We start from the raw sequence: 23,231 nt of genomic DNA on the forward strand, positions 1-23,231 counted from the left end.
CCGTTAACCTCGTGCAGACGATCTGCACGAACGTACCCCAATTCCGCTCCAATCGGATATCATCAAGACGCCGCATCATCATCGGGCTTCCATGATCACGCGCCGTCATCTCATCCGTTCCATCGGCGGCCTGTCCGCCCTCGGCGTCTCGACCGCAGCCTATGGCGTCGGCGTCGAGCCGGTGCTGCGGCTCCGCGTCACGCGCTATCATCCGGTGCCGCGGCAGTGGCCGGCGGATTTTTCGCTGAAGATTGCCGCCATCGCCGACATCCATGCCTGCGATCCCTGGATGTCGCTGGAGCGCATCGAGGGCATCGTAGACCGGACCAATGCGCTCAACGCCGATCTCATCGTGCTGCTCGGCGACTATGTCGCCGGCCTTCACCACGTCACGCGCTTCATTCCGTCGAGCGAATGGGCGAGGGTGCTGGCGCGCCTGAAGGCGCCCCTCGGCGTCCATGCCGTGATGGGCAATCACGATTATTGGGACGACAGGACCGTGCAGCAGGCCGGGCGCGGGCCGACCATCGCGCATCGTGCGCTGGAGGCGGCCGGCATCCCCGTCTACGAGAACGATGCCGTGCGCCTTACCAAGAATGGCCGTCCGTTCTGGCTCGCGGGGCTCGGCGACCAATTGGCCTATTATCCCGCCAGGCGCTTTGGCCGCGCACACAGGCTCGGCGCCGACGATCTCGCGGGCACGCTGGCCAAGATCACCGACGATGCGCCGGTCATCCTGCTCGCGCACGAGCCCAACATCGCGCCGCTCGTGCCCGCACGCGTCGCGCTGCAACTGTCCGGCCATACCCATGGCGGCCAGGTTCGCCTGCTCGGCTGGTCGCCGGCCGTCTCGCCGAAGAACGGCCTGCGGCTCGCCTACGGCCACTTCCGCCTGAAATGCGATCTCATCGTCTCCGGCGGCCTCGGTTGCAGCATCATGCCCGTCCGCGTCGGCGTGCCGCCCGAGATCGTCGAGGTGACATTGGGGCGGGCAGGGCTGGTTGTGTCCTAACACGCTTGCGCGTCCGGCTGTTTTTGCGCAAAACGAGCCGGTTACCGACAAGCGAAGAGGCTCGCGACGTGACAGCTCATCTCGACGGCGAGATCCGCGACGGCCGCCACCACATGCAGGTCCGCGTCTACTACGAGGACACGGATTTTTCCGGCATCGTCTATCATGCCAATTACCTGCGCTACATGGAGCGCGGGCGCACCAATCATCTCAGGCTGATGGGCGCCGAGCAGCAGGCGCTGTTCGAGCAGACCGAGACGGAAGGCGCGGGCTTCGCCTTCGTGGTGCGTTCGATGCATCTGGACTTCTTGAAGCCCGCGCGAATGGATGACGTGCTCGACGTCGTGACCTGGCCGGTTGCGGTGAAGGGGGCGTCCATCATGCTGGCGCAGGAGGTGCGGCGCGGTGACGACGTGCTGGTGAAAGCCGAGGTCCGCGTAGCCTTCATCAGCGGCGGTCGCGCCCAGCCGATCCCGAAATCGATCCGCCAGTTGATGAAGGCCGATCTGGTTTCGTGATCGCTCGATAGCGGATGGCCTATCGACTCTGCCAATTGCGACGATACATTCGCGGTCCCGATCAACCGATGAGGCCACCATGTCGCGCCCGCCGCTTCCACCCTTCACCCGCGAGACCGCCGCGCAAAAGGCCCGCATGGCCGAGGACGCCTGGAATTCACGCGATCCGGTGCGGGTCTCGCTCGCCTATACCGAGGACAGCCGCTGGCGTAACCGCTCCGAAGTGTTTCAGGGCCGCGAGGCCATCGTCGCCTTCCTCACCCGCAAATGGGAGAAGGAGCAGGACTACCGCCTGATCAAGGACCTCTGGGCCTTCGACGAGAACCGCATCGCGGTGCGCTTCCAGTACGAATGGCACGATGCAAGCGGCCAGTGGTATCGCTCCTACGGCAACGAGCAGTGGGAGTTCGACGAGCACGGCCTGATGAAGCGGCGCGAGGCCTCGATCAACGACATCGCCATTGCGGAAAAGGATCGTCGCTTCCACTGGCCCGCGCCGGGCCCGCGGCCGGCCGATGTGCCGGGGTTGGGGGCGGATCCGTTCTGAACTGCGCAACCAACTCACAATCCTCATGGTGAGGAGCCGCGAAGCGGCGTCTCGAACCATGCAGACCCCGCTGATGCATCCGGCCTTCATCCTTCGAGACGCGCGCGAGAGCGCGCTCCTCAGGATGAGGGGAGAGAGTTGCGCGCCAGAAACCGCGTAATCGCCCCGCCCAGCTTCGCGTTGTCCATCGGCCCGGCCAGTGACGCCCTTGCTATGACAACGACATCCTCCGGCGCTTTCCCGTCGCGCAGATCGCAGCACACTTGCGCAAACCCCACGTCGAATTCCGGATGCGGCTGCACGGTCAGCGTTGCGCCGTTGGCATAGAGCAGGCCGGCATGCGGGGTGAAGTCGGACGAGAGGATCGTCAGCGCGTCGTTCGGCGGCTCGATCACCTGGTCCTGATGCGAGGCGGCGATAGCGACCGCTTCGCCGTCGACCACGCCGTTCTCCGGCAGCACCTGATAGACGTGCCGGCCGATGCCCCAGCCCTTCTCCGACTTGCGCACGATGCCGCCAAGCGCCTGCGCGATCAGCTGGTGGCCGAAGCAGACGCCGACCATCGGCGTCTTGTTGGCGTAGGCCGTCCGCACGAAATCCTCCAGCGGCGCGATCCAGTCGAGCCCGTCGTAGACGCCGGCCGCCGCGCCGGTGATCAGGACGGCCTCGAGCTTGCTCGGATCGGGAAGCGCATGGCCGTTGGGGATGCTGACGACCTCGATCGTCGCGGCCGGATCTTCGGCGCGGATCATGCGCGCGAACATGTCCGGAAATGAACCGTGGCGCTCGCGGTATTTTTGCGGGACCTCTCCGGTCTCGATGATGGTGATACGTGCCATGGGCCTCCCGGGCAAAAGTTGCGAAGCTCAGCCGCTTTCTGCCCCATGTTGCTGGTGCGGCGCTGTGCGCTCGAGCAGAGCGCTCTCCTTGCGGATCTCGTTGAGAAAGGCCTTGGCCAGACGCGACAGCGGTTCGGCTTCCGACCATAGCATATAGGCGACCGCCTGCGTCGTCGGCGTGAACGGACGGACGACGAGGCCGCTGCCGCCGTTCTGCCGCGGCGAGAACGGATCGACCACCGCCGCTCCGACCCCGGCGGCGGCCAGCACGCAGGCCGTGTTGCAGTAGCGCACCTCGACCGTCGGCTGGAACGGCGCGCCGGCGCGGGCAAAGCTGTCGCGCACGGCTTCGCCGAGCCGCGTGCCGCGCTCGAGCCCGATGAAGGGCAGGCCGGAAAGATCAGCGGCCGAGATCACCGGCCTGTCGGCGAGCGGATGCTGCGGCGGCAGCACGCACACCATCTGGCCGGTGTGCACCACCTCATGCGCGATGCCGGGATGGTGCGTCAGTCCGAGCGCGAAGCCGAGCTCGGCGACGCGGCTGAGCACACCCTCGATGATGCCCTCATAGCGCCGTACGTCGAAGAACACCCGCGTCTCCGGTCGGCGGCGCAGGAAGCCCGACAGCGCGGACGGAATGATGCTATAGGCGAGCGGCGGCGTCGCCACGATGGCGAGATGCCCGGAGCGGTTCTCGCGCAGATCGCGCACGCGGTTCTCGAGCTTGGCGTGCAGCGCAAAGATCGCCTCGCTCTCCTTGTAGAGCGCCATCGCTTCGGCGGTTGGAAACAGCCGGTTGTTGACGCGCTCGAACAGCGCAAAGCCGGCCTGCGCCTCCATCGTCTTCAGCGCATTGCTGACCGCGGGCTGCGACAGCGCCAATTCGTCCGCCGCCGCCACCGTGGTGCGGTGGCGGATGACGGCGCGCAGGATTTCGAGCTGACGCAGGTTCATATCACCACCGATTATAGTCTGGGCCAAAACATCATAGCAAAGCGAATTGATTTTGCAGCCCCGCTTGCCCGTAATGGCAGCGGATTTGCACGCCGCATCAAAGGGTTCGCTCGCCCATTGAGGCAGCACTGCGCACAGATTGGAGGCAATCTTGGTTCGTGTCCTTCGCGCCGCCGCCGCTCAGATGGGGCCGACGCAAAAAGCAGATAGCCGCGAGCATACGTTGTCGCGGATGCTCGACATGCTGGAGGAGGCGGCCGGCCGGGGTGCGAGCCTTGTGGTGTTTCCGGAGCTCGCCTTCACGACCTTCTTCCCGCGCTGGCTGCTCGAGGGCGAGACGCTCGACCGGCATTTCGAGCGCAGCATGCCGAACCCCTCGGTGGCAAAGCTGTTCGATCGCGCACGTGCGCTGCGCGTCGGCTTCTATGTCGGCTATGCCGAGCTGACGCCGGAGGGGCGGCGCTACAATTGCTCAATCCTTGTCGATCGCGACGGCGAGGTCCTCGGCCGCTATCGCAAGGTGCATCTGCCGGGCTCGGTCGAGCCGCGTCCGGGCGCGCGCTACCAGCAACTCGAGAAGCGCTATTTCGACTATGGCGACCTCGGCTTTCCCGCCTTCCGCGCCGGCTCGTCCTGGGCCCACGCCATCATGGGCATGATGATCTGCAACGATCGTCGCTGGCCGGAATCCTGGCGCGTGCTCGGTCTGCAAGGCGTCGAGCTCGTCTGCATCGGCTACAATTCGGCGGCTTACGATCCCAATGGCGGCACGACGGAAGACGGAGCCTTGCGCACCTTCCACTCGACGCTGGTGACGCAGGCCAACGCCTACATGAACGCGACCTGGGCGATCTCGGTGGCGAAGGCGGGCGAGGAGGACGGCTCCGGCCTGATCGGCGGCTCCTGCATCGTCGATCCCAACGGCCGCATCGTCGCGCAGGCGCAGACGCTGGCCGACGAGGTGATCGTCGCCGACATCGATCTCGACCTTTGCCGCCAGGGCAAGGACAAGATGTTCAACTTCGCCGCCCACCGGCGGCCCGAGCAATACAGGGTGATCACTGAGCGCGCCGGCGTCATCGAGCCGGCCGTTCTCGACGCGGATTGATCAACGGCCGGTCGCGGCGTTGGCAAAGGAGCTGACATGACACGCCTCTCGCATTTGCTTGCCTTCGCAGCGTTGGCTGCCTTGACGTCGGCGCGAGCCGGCGAGCTGCCGGCGGAGATCAAGCAGGCCGGCACGCTGAAGCTCACGGTCAACTCCACCTACGCGCCGATGGAATATCGCGATCCCGCAACCAACGAGCTGGTCGGGCTCGACATCGATCTGGCGGGCGAGCTCGCCAAGCGGCTCGGGGGCCTCAAGATCGTCTGGAGCGAGACGCCGTTCGCCGAGCTGATCCCCTCGCTCCAGACCAAGCGCGCCGACTTCATCATCTCCGGCATCTCCGATCGTGCCTCGCGGCGCGAGACCGCCGATTTCGTCGACTACCTTGCGACCGGCCCGCAGTTCTTCGTGATGGCGGAGAGCGCGGCCAAGGATGCGACCGATCTCTGCGGCAAGAAGGTCGGCACCACCCGCAGCACCAGCTTCCCGGTCGAGATCGAGAAGTGGAGCAAGCAGAATTGCGAGCCGGCCGGCAAGCCGGCGATCCAGTACGTTCCGGGCGAGAATTCCATCGACGTTCGCAACCAGCTCAAGCAGGGCCGCATCGACGCCGCCGTGCAGGGCAGTGAGACGCTGCCTTATGCGCAGCAACAGGAGCCCGGCAAGTATCGCATCGTCGGCGAAGGCTTCGCCAAGGGCTATCAGGGCATCATGTTCCGCAAGGACGATGCCGCCTTGCGCGAGGTTGTGACGGAGAAGCTCGCGGCGATGATCGCCGACGGCTCGTACAAGGCCATTCTCGACAAATGGGGCTTAGGGGCCAATGCGGTCGCCCAGCCCATGCTGAACGCGGCGCCGCAATGAAGCCGGCGCCGGCACTCGCGCAAGGCTTTCCCGACCTGTCGGGCATGCGGATCGCGCGCGAGCCGCACTGGTTTCGCTGGATCAGCGCGGCCCTGATCGTCCTCGTGCTGGCGGCGATCGCGCGCGCCTTCGCGAACGGCCAGATCGAATGGTCCTATGTCAGCCGCTTCCTGACCGCAAAGGTCATCCTCGAAGGCATCGTCAACACCATGGTGATGGCGGTGCTGGCGATGATGCTCGGCATCTTTCTTGGCATCGTCGCCGCGATCATGCGGTTGTCGCCCAACCCGGTGCTGAAGTCGGTCGCCGCGGGCTACACCTGGCTGTTCCGCGGCACGCCGCTGATCCTGCAATTGTTGCTGTGGTTCAACCTTGCGCTGGTGTTTCCGACCATCGGCATTCCCGGCCTGTGGTCCGCGCGCGCCGTCGATGTCATGACGCCGTTCCTCGCCGCGCTGCTTGGGCTCGGCATCAACCAGGGCGCCTACACCTCCGAAGTCATGCGCGCCGGCATGCTCTCGGTCGATATCGGGCAATATGAGGCAGCGCAGGCGATCGGCATGGGACGGCTGCGCGCGCTGCGGCGGATCGTGCTGCCGCAGGCGATGCGCGTGGTGATCCCGCCGCTCGGCAACGAGTTCATCAGCATGGTGAAGGCGACCTCGCTCGCGAGCGTGATCCAGTATCCGGAACTGCTGCACAATGCCGAGAACATCTACTACGCCAACTCCCGCGTCATCGAGCTGCTCATTGTCGCGGGGCTGTGGTACCTGCTCGTGGTCTCGATCCTGACGCCGCTCCAGATGCTGCTCGAACGCCGCTTTGCACGTGGCACATTGCGGCTGGCGCGATGACAAAACCCCTCGTCGCGATCCGCTCCGTCAGCAAGAACTTTGGAGAGTTTCAGGCGCTCAAGAACGTCTCGCTCGACGTTTGGCCCGGCGAGGTGATGTGCCTGATCGGCGCCTCCGGCTCGGGCAAGACCACGCTGCTCCGCTGCATCAACCAGCTTACCACCATCGACGCCGGCGGGATCTGGCTCGACGGCGAGCTGCTGGGCGTGCGCGAGCACGGCGGCAAGCTCCGTCGGCTCAGCGAGCGCGAGATCGGGCGGCAGCGGCTCAAGACCGGCATGGTGTTCCAGCGCTTCAACCTGTTTCCGCACAAGACCGCGCTGGAAAACATCACGGAAGGTCCGACCCAGGTTCAGGGGCGTAAAGCCGATGAGGTGCGCGCCGAGGCGACCGAACTGCTTCGTCGCGTCGGGCTGGCGGCCAAGGCGGATTCCTATCCGGCGCAGCTCTCCGGCGGCCAGCAGCAGCGCGTCGCGATTGCGCGGGCGCTCGCCATGAAGCCGATGCTGATGCTGTTCGACGAACCCACCAGTGCGCTCGATCCCGAGCTGGTCGGCGAGGTGCTCGCGGTCATGAAGGAGCTGGCGCGAAGCGGCATGACCATGATGGTGGTGACGCACGAGCTCGGCTTCGCCCGCGAGGTCGCCGACCGGGTCGTCTACATGGACCAGGGCGCGATCGTCGAGCAGGGCCGCGCCTCCGACGTGTTGGGCGCGCCCCGCGAGGAGCGCACCAAGGCATTTCTTTCGGCAGTGATCTGACATTGGGGAGCGTGGTGATGAAGAGATTTTTGCTTGCGGCGGCGTTCCTGGGCGCCATCAGCGCGTCGGCGATGGCGGCCGAATTGCCGCCCGACATCGCCAAGCGCGGCAGCCTCAAGGTGGCGATCGTGCCGAACTATCCGCCGATGGAGTTCCGCGATCCCGCCACCAACGCGCTCTCCGGCTTCGACATCGAGCTCGGCGAGGCCATCGGCCGCAAGCTCGGCCTCAAGATCGAATGGACCGAGACCAGCTTTGCAGAGTTCATGCCCTCGATCTCGACCGGGCGGGTGGACGCCATCCTGTCCGGCTTCACCGATTATGCGAGCCGGCACGAGGTCGCGACCTTCGTCGATTATTTGCGCAGCGGTCCGCAGTTCTTCGTGCAACACTCGCGCAAGGCGGAATTCAAGGACGCGACGTCGCTGTGCGGCAAGAAGGTCGGCTCCAGCCGCCGCACCATGTTCCCGGCCCAGATCGCGGCGTGGAGCGAGAAGAACTGCGGCAGCAATCCGATCCAGGTCGTCGGCACCGACGGCTCGGCCGACGCGCGCACCCAGCTGAGGCAGGGCCGCATCGATGCCGCCGCCCAGGGCAACGAGACGCTGCCCTACATCATGGACCTCGAGCCCAACACCTATGCGACCGTGGGCGAGCCCATCGCACAGCAATTCACCGGTATCGCGCTGCCGGTGAAGGAGAAGGCATTGCAGCAGGCAATGCTGGAAGCGGTCGACGCGCTGATCGCGGACGGCACCTACAAGACGCTGCTGGCGAAGTGGAAATTGAGCGACAACGCAATCGAGAAGGCGACCATCAATGCTGGACAGTAAGGCACTCCAGAGCATTCCGCTCGTTCCGGCCAACACCGCGGATCCCGCGCCGGACTATCCCTGGCCGAAGCCGTATACGTCGGCGATGTTCCTGTCGTTCGACGTGGACGCCGAGAGCGCCTGGACCAGCAAGGACGCGGTGCATGCGCAGCGGCTCATCACCATGAGCTACGGCGGCTATGAAGCGCGCGTCGGCACGCCGAAGCTCTTGGAGCTGCTCGACCAGCTCGATCTCAAGGCGACGTTCTTCGTCACCGGGTGGTCGGTCGACGCGCATCCGGCGATGGCGGAGTCCATCCTCAAGGCCGGTCACGAGATCGGCCATCACGGCTATCACCATCTCTTGCCCGATCCCGGCGATCCCTGGATCGAGGACGAGCTGGAGCGCGGCTTCGAGGTGCTGAAGCGCCGGCTCGGCGTCAAGCCGACCGGCTATCGCGCGCCTTACGGCGAGTTCACCGAGGAGCTGCGCGTCGCGCTGGTGCGGCATGGCATCGTCTACACCTCCTCGTTCCGCGACGACGTCAGGCCTTATCGCCATCGCCTCGCCGATGGCAAGCCCGGCACGATCGAGCTGCCGGTGACCGCGAGCTATGACGACTGGATGCACGGTCTCTCCGCGCGTTTTAGCCCGCGCTCGATCTTCCCGAAGGAGCATGTGCTCTCGATGTGGAAGGACGAGCTCGACGAAGTTCGCGACTGGGGCGCGATGGTGACGACCGTGCTGCATCCGCAATGCAGCGGCCGCCCGATGCGGCTGCGCCTGCTGCGCGAGTTTCTGACTTACGCGAAATCGTGTCCCGACGTCTGGATCACCACCGGCGAGAAGATCGCGGAGAACTTCCTGCGCTACGAAGCCGGTAACCGCTGATGTCCATCTCCCGCCGCTCGCTCCTGAAGGCCGGCGCGGCGCTGCCGGCGTTGTCGCTGCCGGGCATCGTCCGCGCTGAATCCCAGTCCACGCTGCGCTTCATCCCGGTGATCGATCTCGCCTTCGTCGATCCGATTTATTCGACGGCGCAGGTGTCGCGAAACCACGGCTTCATGGTCTATGACACGCTCTACGGCATGAGCTCCTCGCTCCAGGTCTCGCCGCAGATGCTGTCGGGCCATGTCATCTCGGGCGACCAGCTGCAGTGGGACCTCACGCTTCGTGATGGCCTGTTCTGGCACGACGGCGAGCGCGTGCTGGCGCGCGACTGCGTCGCCAGCATCCGTCGCTGGGCCGCGCGCGACGGCTTTGGCGGCGAGCTGATGGAGGCGACCGCCGAACTGTCGGCCGCCGACGACCACACCATCCGCTTCCGTCTGAAGCGTCCGTTCCCGCTGCTGCCGCAAGCGCTCGGCAAGGCCGCGATCAATGCCTGCTTCATGATGCCGGAGCGGCTGGCGAGCCAGGATCCGTTCAAGCCGCTCACCGAAGTCGTCGGCAGCGGTCCGTTCCGTTATCTCGCCGACGAGCGCGTGCAGGGCGCGCGCAATGCCTATGCCAGGTTCGAGCGCTACCAGCCGCGCACCGACGGCAAGCCGGATTGGACCGCCGGGCCGAAGATCGTGCACTACGATCGCGTGGTCTGGACCACCACGCCAGATGCCGGCACCGGCGTCGCCGCGCTCCAGACCGGCGAGCAGGATTGGCAGGAGACCACGCCGCACGATCTGCTTCCGGTGATCAAGGCGGCCGGCGATATCGAGACGCGCGTCCTCGATCCCAGAGGCTACGCCTGCATGCTGCGCCTCAATCACCTGCAGCCGCCGTTCGACAATCCCGCCATCCGCCGCGCGCTCCTGGGTGCGATCGACCAGTCTGCGTTCATGACCGCTGTTGCCGGCACCGATCCGGCGTTCCAGGTCTCACCGATCGGCTATTTCGCACCCGGCACGCCGATGGCAAACGACGTCGGCCTCGACGTGTTCCGCGGGCCGCGCAACTACGACAAGGTCAAGGCTGACCTCAAGGCCGCCGGCTATAACGGCGAGAAGATCGTGCTGCTCGTCCCGACCAACTCGCTGGCGCAAAAGCCGCTCGGCGAGATCGCGGTGGACTCGTTGCGCAAGGCCGGCATGAACGTCGAATATGCCGGCCTCGATTTCGCCGTCGTGCTGCAGCGCCAGTTGAAGAAGGACCCGATCGGGCAGGGCGGCTGGAGCGCCGCGGTCGGCAATTGGCAGGGCATCGACTGGCTCAACCCGGCCGGCAACACCAACATTCGCGGCGAAGGCAAGGTCGCCGGCTGGTATGCGAGCACGAAGATGGGCGAGTTGCGCAGCCCGTGGCTGGCGGCTTCCGAGCTCGCGGAGCAGCAGCGCATCTGCCGCGAGATCCAGGCGGTCGCGTTCGAGGAAATCCCCTATATTCCGATCGGCCTGTACAAGCAGCCAACGGCCTATCGCAAGGCGATCACCGGCATTCTCGACGGCACCGCCGTGTTCTGGAACGTGCGCCCCGCATGAGCACCACAGCAATCTTCGGCAGCTATGTGCTGTCACGGAAAGACGGCGCGCAGGACGTGCTGCGCGACCATTGGGTTCTGGTCGAAGGCAAGAAGATCGCTGCAATCACGCGCGACAAGCCGCACGCCGATCAGGTCTATGATCGCCCAGGGCGCTTCGTGCTGCCGGGCCTCCTGAACCTGCACAATCATTGCTTCTCGGAAGCGGTGGCGCGCAGCCACACCGAGGACGGCAACGGCCGCAAGAACAACCAGAGCATCGTCTACACGGTGCTGCTGCCGCTGACCAAGCGCGGCGCCGAGATCCTGTCGGCGGAAGAGCGGCTTGCGGTGGCGCGGCTCGGCATCCTCCAGCTGCTCAAGGGCGGCGCCACCACGGTGATGGAGCCGTTCCGCAACTCGATCCCCGAAATGTTCGACGCGGCGGAGGAGATGGGCATCCGCTTCTATGGCGCGCCCTATCTGTTCTCGACGTCCGATGCCAAGGCCGGGCCCGACGGTGTGGTCCAATATTCCGGCGATGATGGCGCTACGGACATGGCGACGTGGGACGCGCTCTATCAGCGCTGGAACAATCGCGGCGAGGGCCGCATCAGCCTCGCCATGAGCCCGCATGCCACCGACACCTGCGGCCCCGATCTTCTGAAGGCCTGCGCCACGCGGGCGCGCGAGCTCGGCGTGCCAATCACCACGCATATGGCGCAGAGCCGCGCCGAGGTCGAGACCATCGGCAAGCGCTATGGCGGCCGCACGCCGGCAGAATATCTGGACTGGCTCGGCCTGCTCGCGCCCGATCTGATAGCGGCGCATTGCATGTTCAGCAGCGACGATGATCTCAAGTTGATGGCTGCGCGCGGCATGACCGTGCTCAACTGCCCGCGCGTGTTCGCGCGTGCCGGCGTCACCGCAGCGTTCAGCCGCTTCGCCGCGCACGGAGTGCGCACCGTGGTCGGCACCGACGGCTACAACATGGACCTGCTCGGCGAGCTCAATGCGGCGTCGCTGATCTCCAAGATCATTTCGGCGCGCCCTGACGTCGCGAACTCGCCCGAGCTGATCGAGGCGAACACGACGGTCGCCGCCGACGTCGTCAAGCGGCCGGATCTCGGCCGCATCGAGCCAGGCGCAACCGCCGACCTCACGGTGGTCGATCTCACCCATCCGCATCTGCAGCCGCTGTTCGATCCGCGCCGCGCGCTGATCGCACTCGCCAACCGCGCCAATATCGATCAGGTCGTGGTCGATGGCCGCGTGCTGGTCGATGAAGGACGCTATCGCGGCGCGGATGAAGCTGCGATCATTGCGGCGGGCACCGCCGCGATCGGCAAGATCTGGGATTTGCCGGAGGCGCAAGCGGCGTTCAACGGCTGAGCGCCGCTGGTGCCACGAAGACGGTGCGCTCCCTCTCCCGCAAGCGGGAGAGGTTGCAGCGAGCCTGTAGCCGCACTGTTCGAACCGAAGCTCTAATCCTCGAACTCCACCAGCGCCTTGCGCATGGTCTCGACCAGGTCCAGCGCCACCGGCGAGGGGCTGCGCTGCGCCGGAAAGACCGCGGAGAATTCGAAGTCGATGCGCGGCAGGAAGCGGCGCACGACGATGCCGCGTGTTGCGAATTCCTGCGCCGTGAAGGGATCGCAGATCGCGACGCCAAGCCCTGACGACACCATGCCGCACATGATTTCCGACAGCGTGGTCTCGACCCTGAGCACGCGGCGGACATCGTGGCGGTGGAAGACCTGGTCGACGAGGTGCCGGCTCGACGATCCCGCCGACAGCGAGATGAAGGTCTCGCCCTCGAAATCGCGCGGCTCCAGGACTTCCTTCTCCGCGAGGCGATGACCGGTCGGCAGCACTGCAACGCGCGCCGGCGCTGGCAGTCTCTGGCTCGGCAGACCGGAATGCGCGATCGGCACCTCGGCAAAGCCGACGTCGCATTGATTGTTCAGCACCCAGTCGACCACGATCGGCGAGATGACACCGAAGAAGGCCAGGTTGAGGTTGGGCCGCTCCTTCAGGAAGTGACCGGTGAGCCGCGGCAGATAGCCGTTCGACAGCGCCGGCAGTGCTGCGATGCGTAGCGAGCCGGTGCGGCGGCCGCGGATTTCTTCTGCTGCCGCAGTGATGCGTTCGAGGCCGACGAAGGAGCGCTCGACCTCGGTGTAGAGCGCCATCGCCGCGGCGGTCGGCACCAGGCCGGTGCCGCGCCGCTCGAACAGCTCCATTTTCAGCAGGGCCTGGAGGTCGCGCAGCAACCGGCTGACGGCCGGCTGCGTCACCTTCATTAGCGCCGCCGCCTCGGTCACGCTGCCGGTAAGCATCGTCGCCCGGAAGGCCTCCACCTGCCGCGAATTGATCCGGGCCATATTTCAGTTTCCATCCATAACATTTCGGCATGCAGAGGGTGCCATTATTCATTGGACGATGGAAGTATAGGTCTGCGATCTTTTTCATCAGGACTGGAGACAGCCCGCTTTTTCGGCAGATTGGAGGGGTTCAAACCTCCAGATCGCGCCAAAACCCGCCGAATGGGGGCCGGAGCCCTGATCGGAGAGGGATTCGCGCGGAAGGAGATGCGGAAGGCGCTTCAGCCAGCGAGACTCGTCGGCACGTCACCTCATTCCGGTATGGAGATCGGTCCACATGAAGACTCTTCGCCTTCTGACCGCGGTCAGCATCGCAGCGCTCATTGCCGCCCCCTCAATCGCCTCGGCCCAGCAGAAAACGCTCTATGTCGCCGGCTACGGCGGCTCGTTCGAGAAGACCATCCGCGACGAGGTGATCCCGGCCTTCGAGAAGGAGAACGGCGTCAAGGTCGAATACGTCGCCGGCAATTCCACCGACACGCTGGCCAAGCTCCAGGCGCAGAAGGGTAACCAGCAGATCGACGTCGCCATCGTCGATGACGGCCCGATGTACCAGGCGATCCAGCTCGGCTTCTGCGGCAAGCTCGACGGCTTGCCCGCCGATCTCTACGACACTGCGCGCTTCAAGGACGATCGCGCGGTCGCGATCGGCATCGTCGCCACCGGCCTGATGTACAACACCAAGGTGTTCAAGGAAAAAGGCTGGGCGCCGCCGACCTCCTGGAACGACCTGAAAGACACGAAATACGCGAAACAGCTCGTGATTCCGCCGATCAACAACACCTACGGTCTCGAAGCGCTGGTGATGCTGTCGAAGATGAACGGCGGCGGCGAGACCAACGTCGAGTCCGGCTTCAAGATCTTCAAGGAACAGATCAATCCGAACGTGCTGGCCTATGAGCCGTCGCCGGGCAAGATGACCGAGCTGTTCCAGTCCGGCCAGGCCGTGATCGCGGTGTGGGGCACCGGCCGGGTGCAGAGCTTTGCCAATACCGGCTTCCCCGTCGACTTCGTCTATCCCAAGGAAGGCGCGGCGACGCTGCTGACCACGGCGTGCCCGATCAACAAGCCCAATGCTTCGCCGCTGGCCGCGAGCTTCGTCAAGATGCTGCTCGATCCAAAAATCCAGCTCGTGATGCTGAAGGATTACGGCTACGGCCCGGTGCTGAAATCGCTGGTGATCCCGCCCGAGCTCGGCAAGATGGCGCCGATCGGCGAGCGCGCGGCCAAGCTCTACAATCCGGACTGGACCGTCATCAACGAGAAGCGCGAGGAGTGGACCAAGCGCTGGAATCGCGAGGTCGAGCGCTGATCGGGCGCCGCGGAGACAGCGTCATGGCCTATCTCGAGCTTGACCGCGTCGCAAAGCAGTTCGGCGTGCAGACTGTGGTCGATGACTTCAGTCTGTCGGTCCGGAAGGGGGAGTTCATCTCCTTCCTCGGCCCCTCCGGCTGCGGCAAGACCACGACGTTGCAGATGATCGCGGGCTTTCTCGACCCGACGCGCGGCGCGATCCGCCTCGAGGGCAAGGACCTGACCGCGATCCATCCGGCCAAGCGTGGCCTCGGCATCGTGTTCCAGAGCTACGCGCTGTTTCCGCACATGACCGCGGCGGAGAACGTCGCCTTTGGCCTGGAGATGCGTGGCGTGCCGCGCGCTGAAAGGGCCGAGCGCGTCCGTGCCGCGCTTGCGATGGTAGGCCTCGCCGGATACGAGGACCGCCATCCGCGCCGCATGTCCGGCGGCCAGCAGCAGCGCGTGGCGCTGGCGCGTGCGCTGGTGATCAAGCCCAGCGTGCTGCTGCTCGACGAGCCGCTGTCGAACCTCGACGCCAAGCTGCGCGAGGAGATGCAGATCGAGCTGCGCCAGATCCAGCGCACCATCGGCACCACCACCATCCTGGTCACGCACGATCAGAACGAGGCGATGTCGCTGTCCGACCGCATCGTGGTGATGAGCCAGGGCAAGATCGAGCAGATCGGCACGCCGCAGGAGACCTATGAGAAGCCGGCCTCGGCCTTCGTCTCGCAATTCCTCGGCAAGACCAACGACTTTGCCGGAACCATCGACCGGACCGTCGCGCCGACGCTGTTGGTGGCGGGCTCCTGGCGCGCACCGGCGCCGGCCGGGCTCGGCGGTCCCGTCACCGTCAGCGTTCGCCCGGAGAGAATCGGCTTTGGCGATACAGGACTCAGCGCAAAGATCGTCACGCGCATCTTCCAGGGCAATCACTGGCTGTTCCAGTGCGACAGCGAATGCGGCCCGGCGATCGTGATCCGCCAGAACGATGGCACGGCCCAACCAGGCGAAGGCGATGCCGTTCGGCTGTCGTGGCGTCCTGAGGACATGAGCGTGCGCGCGAGGGCCGGCGCATGAGCGCGGTCGCCGAGGAGCGTAGCCTACGCGCGCCGTGGGCGCTGACCGCGCCCGCCTTGATGCTGTTCGTCGGCGTGCTGCTGATTCCGCTGGCGATGACGGTGATGCTGTCGTTCCACGATTGGGGCCAGTACAAGGGCATCGAGCCGGTCTTCATCCTCAAGAACTGGCACGAGATCGCGACCGATCCCTATTACGCCGAGATGTTCTGGCGGACGTTCCGCATCGCGATCCTGACCACGCTGCTCACCGCGCTGCTCGGCGCGCCCGAAGCCTATATCCTCAACCGCATGAGCGGCCGCTGGAAGAGCTTCTTCCTGCTGGTCATTCTCGGGCCGCTCCTCATCTCCGTGGTGGCGCGTACGCTCGGCTGGGCCCTGCTGTTCGGCGGCAACAACGGTCTCGTCAACAAGCTGCTGATGTCGCTTGGCGCGATCCGTTCGCCGATTCCTTTCATGTTTACCGAGACGGGCATGATCATTGCGCTCGCGCATGTGATGATGCCGTTCATGGTGCTGTCGGTGTGGGCGGCGCTGCAGCGGCTCGATCCGCAGATCGAGAATGCCGCGATGTCGCTCGGCGCGGGTCCCGCGACCATCATCCGCCGCATCATCATGCCGCAGATCATGCCGGGCGTGCTGTCGGGCGCCATCATTGTATTCTCGCTCTCGGCCAGCGCCTTTGCGACGCCTGCGATCATCGGCGGCCGCCGGCTCAAGGTCGCCGCGACGCTGGCCTATGACGAGTTCCTCAACACCCTGAACTGGCCGCTGGGAGCTGCCGTCGCGACGCTGCTGCTGGTCGCGCTGGTGCTGATCGTCGTCGGCAGCAATGCGCTGATCGAGCGGCGCTATGCCGAGGTGTTCCGATGAGCCGGAACGGCCCGCTCGCACTGATCTTCCACACCATCTTCGTCAGCGTCATGGTGGCGCCGATCCTCGTGGTCTGCCTCGTCGCCTTCACGCCCGAAGGCTTTCTGTCGCTGCCGACCAACGGCTTTTCGCTGCGCTGGTTCAAGACCATCGCGAACTATCCCGAATTCATCCACGCGTTCTGGGTCAGCCTCGGCCTTGGCGCGCTGTCCTCTCTCGTGGCGCTCCTGTTCGCGGTGCCGGCCGCGCTCGCGATCGCGCGCTATCGCTTCCGCGGCCGTGATGCGCTGGCGGCGCTGTTCCTGTCGCCGCTCATGATCCCGCATGTCGTGCTCGGCATCGCCTTCCTGCGCTTCTTCACCTCGGCAGGGCTCGGCGGCAGCTTTGCCGCGCTGATCATCGCGCATGTCATCATCGTGTTTCCCTTCGCGCTGCGGCTGACGCTGGCGGCGGCGACCGGCATGGACCGCACGGTCGAGATGGCGGCGGTCTCGCTCGGCGCCGGCGGCTGGACGCTGTTCCGCCGCGTGACCTTGCCGCTGATCCTGCCCGGCGTCATCAGCGGCTGGGCGCTCGCCTTCATCCAGTCCTTCGACGATCTCACCATGACCGTCTTCCTTGCGGCACCAGGTACCGAGACGCTTCCGGTCCGCATGTTCCTCTACATCCAGGACAACATCGATCCGCTGGTGACGTCGGTTTCGGCCTGCGTGATCGCTGTGACCATGACCGCCCTCATTCTGCTCGACCGCTTCTACGGGCTCGACCGCGTGCTCGCTGGCAAGGGCGATACGGGACGATAGGAGAACTCATGTCAGGAGAATACGACGTCGCCGTCGTCGGCGGCGGACTGCTCGGCTCCGCCATTGCCTGGGGCCTCGGCCGCCTCGGCAAGAAGGTCGCCGTGCTCGACGAGGGCGACATCACCAAGCGCGCCTCGCGCGCGAATTTCGCGCTGGTATGGGTGCAGAGCAAGGGGCTCGGCATGCCCGCCTATACGGTGTGGACCGTGCAGGCCTCGCAGGCATGGGGCCGGCTTGCTTCCGAGCTGAAGCAGCAGACCGGCCTCGACGTCGCCCTGCAGCAGAATGGCGGCTTTCACCTCACCCTCGGCGAGGAGGAATTCGGCCAGCGCACCGAACTCGTCAAGCGCATGCACAACCAGGTCGGCGCGGCCGACTACAAGATGGAGATGCTGCGGCCGTCCGAGATCAAGAAGGCGCTACCGCTGATCGGCCCCGAGGTGTCCGGCGGCAGCTATTGTCCGCTCGACGGGCATGTCAATTCGCTGCGCACGTTCCGCGCCTTCCACACCGGCTTCATTGCGTTCGGCATCGACTATTTTCCGGAGCGGCCGGTCTCGGCGATCAGCAAGAGCGGCGGCGAATTTCGCCTGACCACGCCGAAGGGCGAGCTGCGTGCCGCCAAGATCCTGCTCGCCGCCGGCAATGCCAACCAGACGCTGGCGCCGATGGTCGGCCTCCTTGCGCCGATGGGCCCGACTCGCGGCCAAGTCGTCGTGACCGAGCGCACCATGCCGTTCCTGCCGCATCCGCTGACCACGATCCGCCAGACCGACGAGGGCACGGTGATGATCGGCGACAGCAAGGAGGACGAGCTGGACGATCGCACATTTAAGCCGTCGATCAGCGGCGTCATGGCCGATCGTGCGCAGCGGATGTTTCCGCATCTGGCGCGGCTCAACGTGGTCAGGAGCTGGTCCGGAATCCGCGTCATGCCGCAGGACGGCTTTCCGATCTACGATCAGTCGGAGACGCATCCCGGCGCCTTCGTGGCCTGCTGCCATTCCGGCGTCACGCTGGCTTCCAACCACGCCTTCGAGATCGCGCGCATGGTGGCGCAGGGCGCGCTCGAGCCGGAGCTGGTCGGTGCGTTCTCCGCCAGCCGTTTTGGTGGCGCAGGTGCTGCTAACAGCAGCGGTTATTGAAGATTTTGAGAAGGAGCCAAGAGGCATCCCCATGTTCAAGCGATCCGAACAGGACAAGCGGCCACAGGTGCAGATCTTCGTCGACGGCGTCGCCGTCGCGGCGCGCCAGGGCGACACCGTCTCCGCCGCGCTGCTGGCCTCCGGCGTTGACGCACGGCGTTCCACCGCAGTCAGCGGCGCGCCGCGTCTGCCTTATTGCATGATGGGCGTCTGCTTCGACTGCCTCGTCACCATCGATGGCGTCGGCAACCGGCAGGGCTGCCTCGTGTCCGTCGCCGAGGGCATGCAGGTTGAAATCCAGAAGGGCAAGCGGGAGATCGGGAAATGACTGTAGCTCCCAAGCGCGAAGACTACGACGTCGTGGTGATCGGCGCCGGGCCGGCGGGTCTTGCTGCCGCGGCGACCTCCGCCGAAGCCGGCCTGTCGACACTGCTGCTCGACGAGAATATCGGCCCCGGCGGCCAGGTGTTCCGCGCCATCGCATCGACGCCGGTCACCGAGCGCAATCAGCTCGGCGCCGATTATTGGGCCGGGGCCGATCTCGTCCAGTCGCTGCGCGCAAGCAACGCGGAGGTGATCCAGCGTGCCACGGTCTGGAGCCTCGACCGCAATCTCGACATCGCCGTCTCGGTCGGCGGCGCGTCCGCTTTCGTCAAGGCAAAGCGCGTGATTCTCGCGACCGGCGCGCTGGAGCGGCCATTCCCGATTCCCGGCTGGACGCTGCCGGGCGTGATGACCGCGGGCGCCGGGCAGACCATGTTGAAGTCCTCGGCCCTGGTGCCCGACGGACGCACGGTGATCGCAGGGCAAGGGCCGCTGCTCTGGCTGCTCGCCGCCCAGATTTTGCGGCTTGGCGGCCGCATCGATCGCATTCTCGACACCACCGAACGCGGCAATTATTTCGCTGCGCTGCCGCACGCTTTCGCCTTCCTGACCTCGCCCTACTTCGCCAAGGGCCTGTCGATGATGCGCGAGGTGAAGGCGAAGGTGCAGGTCGTCTCTGGCGTCACCGAGCTCTCGGCGGCCGGTGACGGCCAGCTCGCCATTGTGAGCTACGTCGCGGGCACCAAGCGCGAGACCATTCCTGCCGATCTGTTGCTGCTGCATCAGGGCGTCGTGCCCAACGTCAATCTGGCGATGTCCGCCGGCATCGAGCATCGCTGGGATGACCTGCAATTGTGCTGGTCGCCCGTGCTGGACGTGAGCGGCAATTCGTCAGTTGCCGGCATCGCCATCGCCGGTGACGGTGCAGGCATCGGCGGTGCCAATGCCGCCGTTGTGCGCGGTCGCATTGCCGCGCGCGCCGCGGTCGAAGCACTGGCGCCCGCTTCTGCCGCAAAACTTCCCGCAATGGCGACGCTCCGTTCCGATCTCGCCAAGGCTGAGCGCGGTCGTGTCTTCCTGGACACGCTGTTCCGCCCCGCGCCGCATTTCCGCATTCCCTCGGGCGACACCATCGTCTGCCGCTGCGAGGAAGTGACGGCCAAGGACGTTCTGGATTCCGTCGCGATCGGCGCGACCGGGCCGAACCAGCTCAAGGCCTATCGTCGCACCGGCATGGGCCCGTGCCAGGGCCGGCTCTGCGGCCTTACCGTCACCGAGCTGATGGCGCAGGCGCGCGGGAAGACGCCGCAGGAGATCGGCTATTACCGGCTGCGCGCGCCGGTGAAGCCGATCACGCTGGCCGAGCTTGCCGCCGTTCCGAAGAGCGAGGCCGACGTCAAGGCCGTGGTGCGCGGATGAGCACAAACGTGGATGCGATCGTCATCGGCGGCGGCATCCACGGATGCTCGACCACGCTGCATCTGTGTCTCGCCGGCCTGAAGCCGGTGCTGATCGAGAAGGACTATGCCGGCCGCCACGCCTCGGGCGTCAATGCCGGCGGCGTGCGCCAGCTCGCCCGGCACATCCCCGAGATCCCGCTCTCGATCCGCTCGATGGGCATCTGGGAGAAGATCACCGATCTCCTCGACGACGATTGCAGCTTCGAGAGCTACGGTCAGGTGCTGGTTGCCGAGAACGAGGACGAGCTCGCCGCCTGCCGCGCGCGCGTCGCCGAGCTCAACGCGCTGGGCTTCACCCACGAAGAACTGATCGACGCCGCCGAACTGCGGCGCCTGGTGCCCGCGGTGGCCGAGACCTGTCCCGGTGGCGTTGTCTCGCGCCGTGATGGCGCGGCCAATCCGGCGCAGACGACGACGGCGTTCCGCCGCAAGGCCGAGCAGCTCGGTGCCATCGTGCGCGAAGGCGTGGCCGCCGGCAACATCCGGCACCGCGACGGCCTCTGGCACGTCGATGTCGGCTCGCAAAGCTTTGCCGCGCCGGTGCTGGTCAACGCCGCCGGCGCCTGGGCCGGCAAGATCGCGGCTGATCTCGGCGAACCGGTGCCGGTCGAGACCGTGGCGCCGATGCTGATGATCACCTCGCGCGTGCCCCACTTCATCGACCCCGTCGTGATCCTGCGCGGGCGAAAGCTGTCGTTCAAGCAGTTCAAGAACGGCACCGTGCTGATCGGCGGCGGTCATCTGGCGACGCCCTACCAGGACCGCAACGAGACGGTGCTGGACTGGAAGAGCCTTGCGACCAGCGCGCAGACCGTGTTCGAGCTGTTTCCGGTGATGCGCAGCGCGACCATCGTTCGCGCCTGGGCCGGCATCGAGGCCAAGATGAAGGACGACATCCCCGTGTTCGGGCCGAGCTCCCGTCACAAGGGCCTCTATCACCAGTTCGGCTTCTCGTTGCACGGCTTCCAGCTCGGCCCCGGCGCCGGCGCCGTGATGGCCGAGCTGATCGTCAACGGCGGCACCCAGACCCGCATTGGCGATCTCGGCATCGACCGCTTCCACCCTTCCACGCTCTAAAAGAAGAGGACATCATGAGCATTACCCGCAGCATCCGCACGCCCATCATGCACCGCGCCGTCGAAGCCAACGGCTTCGTCTTTCTCGGCGGCACCATCGCCGACGACACCTCGGTCTCGATGGGGGACCAGACCCGCAACATCCTCGGCAAGATCGCCGGCTATCTGAAGGAGGCGGGAACCGACAAGTCGCGCGTTGTCAGCGCTTCGATCTTCGTCACCGATCTCTCGAAGAAGAAGGAGATGGACGCGGCCTGGACCGAATTCTTCGGCGACAACCTGCCGACCCGCGCCACCGTCGGCGTCGCCGATCTCGGCGGTGGCGCGCTGATCGAGGTGGTGGTGACCGCGCTGAAAGGCTGATCGCGATCGGCGGGACCAAGATCGGGCGATCGCCCGATCTTACCAACGCATTTCATGAGAGGGAATTTGACCCGCCGCCAGATCGCATGCGGCAATGATTACCAAAAGCCCGACGCCCTGCCCCCAGCGCGTCGGGCGGAAAGAATGAGTATCAATCCGTGATCCCAACGCCATTGTTGTGACGCGGGCTGCATCAATTTGCTACTCCGGGAAACTACCGCATCGGAACTAGGCGTCGTCTGCTCACCGACTGCGCGGCCTAAGACGCCGCGCCTCCACCCGGCTCCAGCGCCTCGCCGATCTCCAGCGGATGCGCCATGGTCTCGTGCAGTGCGTCGCGGTCGAGCTCGCCTTCGGAGATGCTGATGACGACGCAGGCGACGCCATTGCCGATCAGGTTGGTGAGCGCGCGGCATTCGCTCATGAACTTGTCGATGCCGACCAGGATCGCGATCGACTGGATCGGGATATCAGGCACGATCGACAGCGTCGCGGCGAGCGTGATGAAGCCGGCGCCGGTCACGCCCGAGGCCCCCTTCGAGGTGATCATGGCGATGCCCAAAATGCCGAGTTCCTGCCAGATGGTCAGATGGGTGTTGGTCGCCTGCGCCAGGAACAGCGTCGCCAGCGTCATGTAGATGTTTGTGCCGTCGAGGTTGAAGCTGTAGCCGGTGGGAATGACGAGGCCCACCACCGAGCGTGAGGCGCCGAGATGCTCCATCTTCTGGATCATCTGCGGCAGCACGGTCTCGGAGGACGAGGTGCCGAGCACGATCAACAGCTCGTCCTTGATGTAGGCGATGAAGCGCAGGATCGAGAAGCCGGCGAGCCGGGCGATCGAACCCAGCACGATCAGCACGAACAGGATGCTGGTCAGATAGAACGTGCCGATCAGGGCGGCGAGATTGAGCAGCGAGCCGAGGCCGTAGGCGCCGACGGTGAACGCCATCGCACCGAAGGCGCCGATCGGCGCGACGCGCACGATGATGCGGATGATGCCGAAGAACATCTTCGCCGCCTTGTCGATCGCGTCCGCAATGGGCTCGCCGGCCTTGCCGAGGAAGGCGATGGCGAAGCCGGACAGGATCGAGATCAGCAGCACCTGCAAGAGGTCGCCGCGCGCAATCGCACCCAGATAGCTGTCGGGAATGATCGCCATCAGATGGGCGACGATGCCCTCTTCCTTGGCCTTGGTGACGTAGGTCGCCACCGAATTCGGGTCGATCGTGGCCGGATCGATATTGAAGCCGTGCCCGGGCTGGAGGATCTCGCCGACCAGAAGGCCGACCGCGAGCGCCACGGTCGAGACCGTCTCGAAATAGATCAGCGACTTCAGCCCGACCCGGCCGACCCGCTTGAGATCGCCCATCGAGGAGATGCCGTGCACCACGGTGCAGAAGATCACGGGCGCGATCATCATCTTGATCAGTGCGATGAAGCCGTCGCCGAGCGGCTTCAAGGCCTTGCCGAGATCGGGATAGACATAGCCGATGAGCACGCCGAGTGCGATCGCGATCAGCACCTGGACGTAGAGGATCTTGTACCAGGGCTGGTGCCGGCGCTGGATGGCTGACGGAATCGCGATCTGTGTCATAATGCAGGCTCGGGAACGGATTGATCGTGCATGATTTGCATCATGTGATGGGCGCCGCAGAAGCGACAATCACATTTTTGTCTGTTGGCACGCCATCGATCGCTGCACCGGA

The 23,231-nt window shown here is 65.6% G+C and carries 24 protein-coding genes; 20 read left to right on the forward strand and 4 right to left on the reverse strand.

The features are described from left to right. Positions 1-91 precede the first annotated feature (91 nt). The 3 genes from N2604_RS08955 to N2604_RS08965 all read left to right on the forward strand — a co-directional run bounded on the left by N2604_RS08955 (position 92) and on the right by N2604_RS08965 (position 2,077). Positions 92-1,012: a metallophosphoesterase gene (locus tag N2604_RS08955; protein ID WP_260374379.1), complete on the forward strand. Its 921-nt coding sequence runs from the start codon at positions 92-94 to the stop codon at positions 1,010-1,012. Between the two features lie 68 nt (positions 1,013-1,080). Continuing rightward, positions 1,081-1,530, forward strand: a complete 450-nt coding sequence (ybgC, locus tag N2604_RS08960) for a tol-pal system-associated acyl-CoA thioesterase (RefSeq protein WP_260374380.1) — start codon at positions 1,081-1,083, stop codon at positions 1,528-1,530. 79 nt (positions 1,531-1,609) lie between these two features. Further along, entirely contained in the window at positions 1,610-2,077 is a 468-nt protein-coding gene (locus N2604_RS08965; RefSeq protein ID WP_260374381.1) for a nuclear transport factor 2 family protein, read from the forward strand. Between the two features lie 119 nt (positions 2,078-2,196). On the opposite strand, the gene N2604_RS08970 is transcribed toward N2604_RS08965, so the two are convergent. Together N2604_RS08970 and N2604_RS08975 are read right to left on the reverse strand one after the other, a co-directional pair. Beyond that, positions 2,197-2,916, reverse strand: coding sequence for a type 1 glutamine amidotransferase (locus N2604_RS08970; RefSeq protein ID WP_260374382.1), 720 nt, complete (start codon positions 2,914-2,916; stop codon positions 2,197-2,199). 27 nt (positions 2,917-2,943) lie between these two features. Continuing rightward, on the reverse strand, positions 2,944-3,870 hold the full coding sequence (locus N2604_RS08975) for a LysR family transcriptional regulator (protein ID WP_260374383.1): 927 nt from the start codon (positions 3,868-3,870) through the stop codon (positions 2,944-2,946). Positions 3,871-4,054: 184 nt separating this feature from the next. On the opposite strand from N2604_RS08975, the gene N2604_RS08980 reads away from it, so the two are divergent. From N2604_RS08980 to N2604_RS09015, 8 genes are read left to right on the forward strand one after another with little or no spacing between them, the layout of a single operon-like run. After that, the gene (locus N2604_RS08980; RefSeq protein WP_260376187.1) at positions 4,055-4,978 is read left to right on the forward strand and encodes an N-carbamoyl-D-amino-acid hydrolase; all 924 of its coding nucleotides are present in this window, start codon (positions 4,055-4,057) and stop codon (positions 4,976-4,978) included. 36 nt (positions 4,979-5,014) lie between these two features. Continuing rightward, the gene (locus tag N2604_RS08985; RefSeq protein WP_260374384.1) at positions 5,015-5,842 is read left to right on the forward strand and encodes an ABC transporter substrate-binding protein; all 828 of its coding nucleotides are present in this window, start codon (positions 5,015-5,017) and stop codon (positions 5,840-5,842) included. Next, positions 5,839-6,696 carry an amino acid ABC transporter permease gene (locus N2604_RS08990; RefSeq protein ID WP_260374385.1) on the forward strand — a complete coding sequence of 286 codons (858 nt, stop codon included), beginning with the start codon at positions 5,839-5,841 and terminating at the stop codon, positions 6,694-6,696. Before N2604_RS08985 ends, N2604_RS08990 begins: the two co-directional genes overlap by 4 nt. After that, on the forward strand, positions 6,693-7,457 hold the full coding sequence (locus tag N2604_RS08995) for an amino acid ABC transporter ATP-binding protein (RefSeq protein WP_260374386.1): 765 nt from the start codon (positions 6,693-6,695) through the stop codon (positions 7,455-7,457). The genes N2604_RS08990 and N2604_RS08995 overlap by 4 nt, the downstream gene beginning before the upstream one ends. A 17-nt stretch (positions 7,458-7,474) precedes the next feature. Further along, a complete protein-coding gene (locus tag N2604_RS09000; RefSeq protein ID WP_260374387.1) occupies positions 7,475-8,290 on the forward strand; it encodes an ABC transporter substrate-binding protein in 816 nt (271 codons plus the stop codon). Continuing rightward, positions 8,277-9,161, forward strand: coding sequence for a polysaccharide deacetylase (locus tag N2604_RS09005; protein WP_260374388.1), 885 nt, complete (start codon positions 8,277-8,279; stop codon positions 9,159-9,161). Before N2604_RS09000 ends, N2604_RS09005 begins: the two co-directional genes overlap by 14 nt. Then, on the forward strand, positions 9,161-10,744 hold the full coding sequence (locus N2604_RS09010) for an ABC transporter substrate-binding protein (RefSeq protein ID WP_260374389.1): 1,584 nt from the start codon (positions 9,161-9,163) through the stop codon (positions 10,742-10,744). The genes N2604_RS09005 and N2604_RS09010 overlap by 1 nt, the downstream gene beginning before the upstream one ends. After that, positions 10,741-12,114: an amidohydrolase family protein gene (locus N2604_RS09015; RefSeq protein WP_260374390.1), complete on the forward strand. Its 1,374-nt coding sequence runs from the start codon at positions 10,741-10,743 to the stop codon at positions 12,112-12,114. Before N2604_RS09010 ends, N2604_RS09015 begins: the two co-directional genes overlap by 4 nt. Positions 12,115-12,206: 92 nt before the next feature. Here N2604_RS09015 and N2604_RS09020 read toward each other — a convergent pair whose 3' ends face one another. Continuing rightward, entirely contained in the window at positions 12,207-13,106 is a 900-nt protein-coding gene (locus tag N2604_RS09020) for a LysR substrate-binding domain-containing protein (protein WP_260374391.1), read from the reverse strand. A gap of 277 nt (positions 13,107-13,383) precedes the next feature. Between N2604_RS09020 and N2604_RS09025 the strand changes: the two genes are divergently transcribed. The 9 genes from N2604_RS09025 to N2604_RS09065 are packed head-to-tail and all read left to right on the forward strand — an operon-like array spanning position 13,384 to position 21,525. Continuing rightward, the gene (locus tag N2604_RS09025) at positions 13,384-14,418 is read left to right on the forward strand and encodes an ABC transporter substrate-binding protein (RefSeq protein ID WP_260374392.1); all 1,035 of its coding nucleotides are present in this window, start codon (positions 13,384-13,386) and stop codon (positions 14,416-14,418) included. Between the two features lie 23 nt (positions 14,419-14,441). Then, a complete protein-coding gene (locus N2604_RS09030) occupies positions 14,442-15,482 on the forward strand; it encodes an ABC transporter ATP-binding protein (protein ID WP_260374393.1) in 1,041 nt (346 codons plus the stop codon). Next, positions 15,479-16,354, forward strand: coding sequence for an ABC transporter permease (locus N2604_RS09035; protein WP_260374394.1), 876 nt, complete (start codon positions 15,479-15,481; stop codon positions 16,352-16,354). Before N2604_RS09030 ends, N2604_RS09035 begins: the two co-directional genes overlap by 4 nt. After that, entirely contained in the window at positions 16,351-17,157 is an 807-nt protein-coding gene (locus N2604_RS09040) for an ABC transporter permease (RefSeq protein ID WP_260374395.1), read from the forward strand. The genes N2604_RS09035 and N2604_RS09040 overlap by 4 nt, the downstream gene beginning before the upstream one ends. A gap of 8 nt (positions 17,158-17,165) precedes the next feature. Beyond that, the gene (locus tag N2604_RS09045) at positions 17,166-18,302 is read left to right on the forward strand and encodes an FAD-binding oxidoreductase (RefSeq protein WP_260374396.1); all 1,137 of its coding nucleotides are present in this window, start codon (positions 17,166-17,168) and stop codon (positions 18,300-18,302) included. 31 nt (positions 18,303-18,333) lie between these two features. Continuing rightward, complete coding sequence (locus N2604_RS09050; protein WP_260374397.1) at positions 18,334-18,630, forward strand: (2Fe-2S)-binding protein; 297 nt, start codon at positions 18,334-18,336, stop codon at positions 18,628-18,630. Beyond that, the gene (locus N2604_RS09055; protein WP_260374398.1) at positions 18,627-20,045 is read left to right on the forward strand and encodes an NAD(P)/FAD-dependent oxidoreductase; all 1,419 of its coding nucleotides are present in this window, start codon (positions 18,627-18,629) and stop codon (positions 20,043-20,045) included. The genes N2604_RS09050 and N2604_RS09055 overlap by 4 nt, the downstream gene beginning before the upstream one ends. After that, positions 20,042-21,163, forward strand: coding sequence for an FAD-binding oxidoreductase (locus tag N2604_RS09060; protein WP_260374399.1), 1,122 nt, complete (start codon positions 20,042-20,044; stop codon positions 21,161-21,163). Before N2604_RS09055 ends, N2604_RS09060 begins: the two co-directional genes overlap by 4 nt. Positions 21,164-21,177: 14 nt before the next feature. Continuing rightward, positions 21,178-21,525: a RidA family protein gene (locus N2604_RS09065; RefSeq protein ID WP_025034068.1), complete on the forward strand. Its 348-nt coding sequence runs from the start codon at positions 21,178-21,180 to the stop codon at positions 21,523-21,525. A gap of 259 nt (positions 21,526-21,784) precedes the next feature. Here N2604_RS09065 and N2604_RS09070 read toward each other — a convergent pair whose 3' ends face one another. Next, complete coding sequence (locus N2604_RS09070) at positions 21,785-23,119, reverse strand: dicarboxylate/amino acid:cation symporter (protein ID WP_036021811.1); 1,335 nt, start codon at positions 23,117-23,119, stop codon at positions 21,785-21,787. Positions 23,120-23,231 lie beyond the last annotated feature (112 nt).

The sequence above is a fragment of the Bradyrhizobium sp. CB1015 genome (assembly GCF_025200925.1).
In the GTDB taxonomy this organism is placed as follows: Bacteria; Pseudomonadota; Alphaproteobacteria; order Rhizobiales; family Xanthobacteraceae; genus Bradyrhizobium.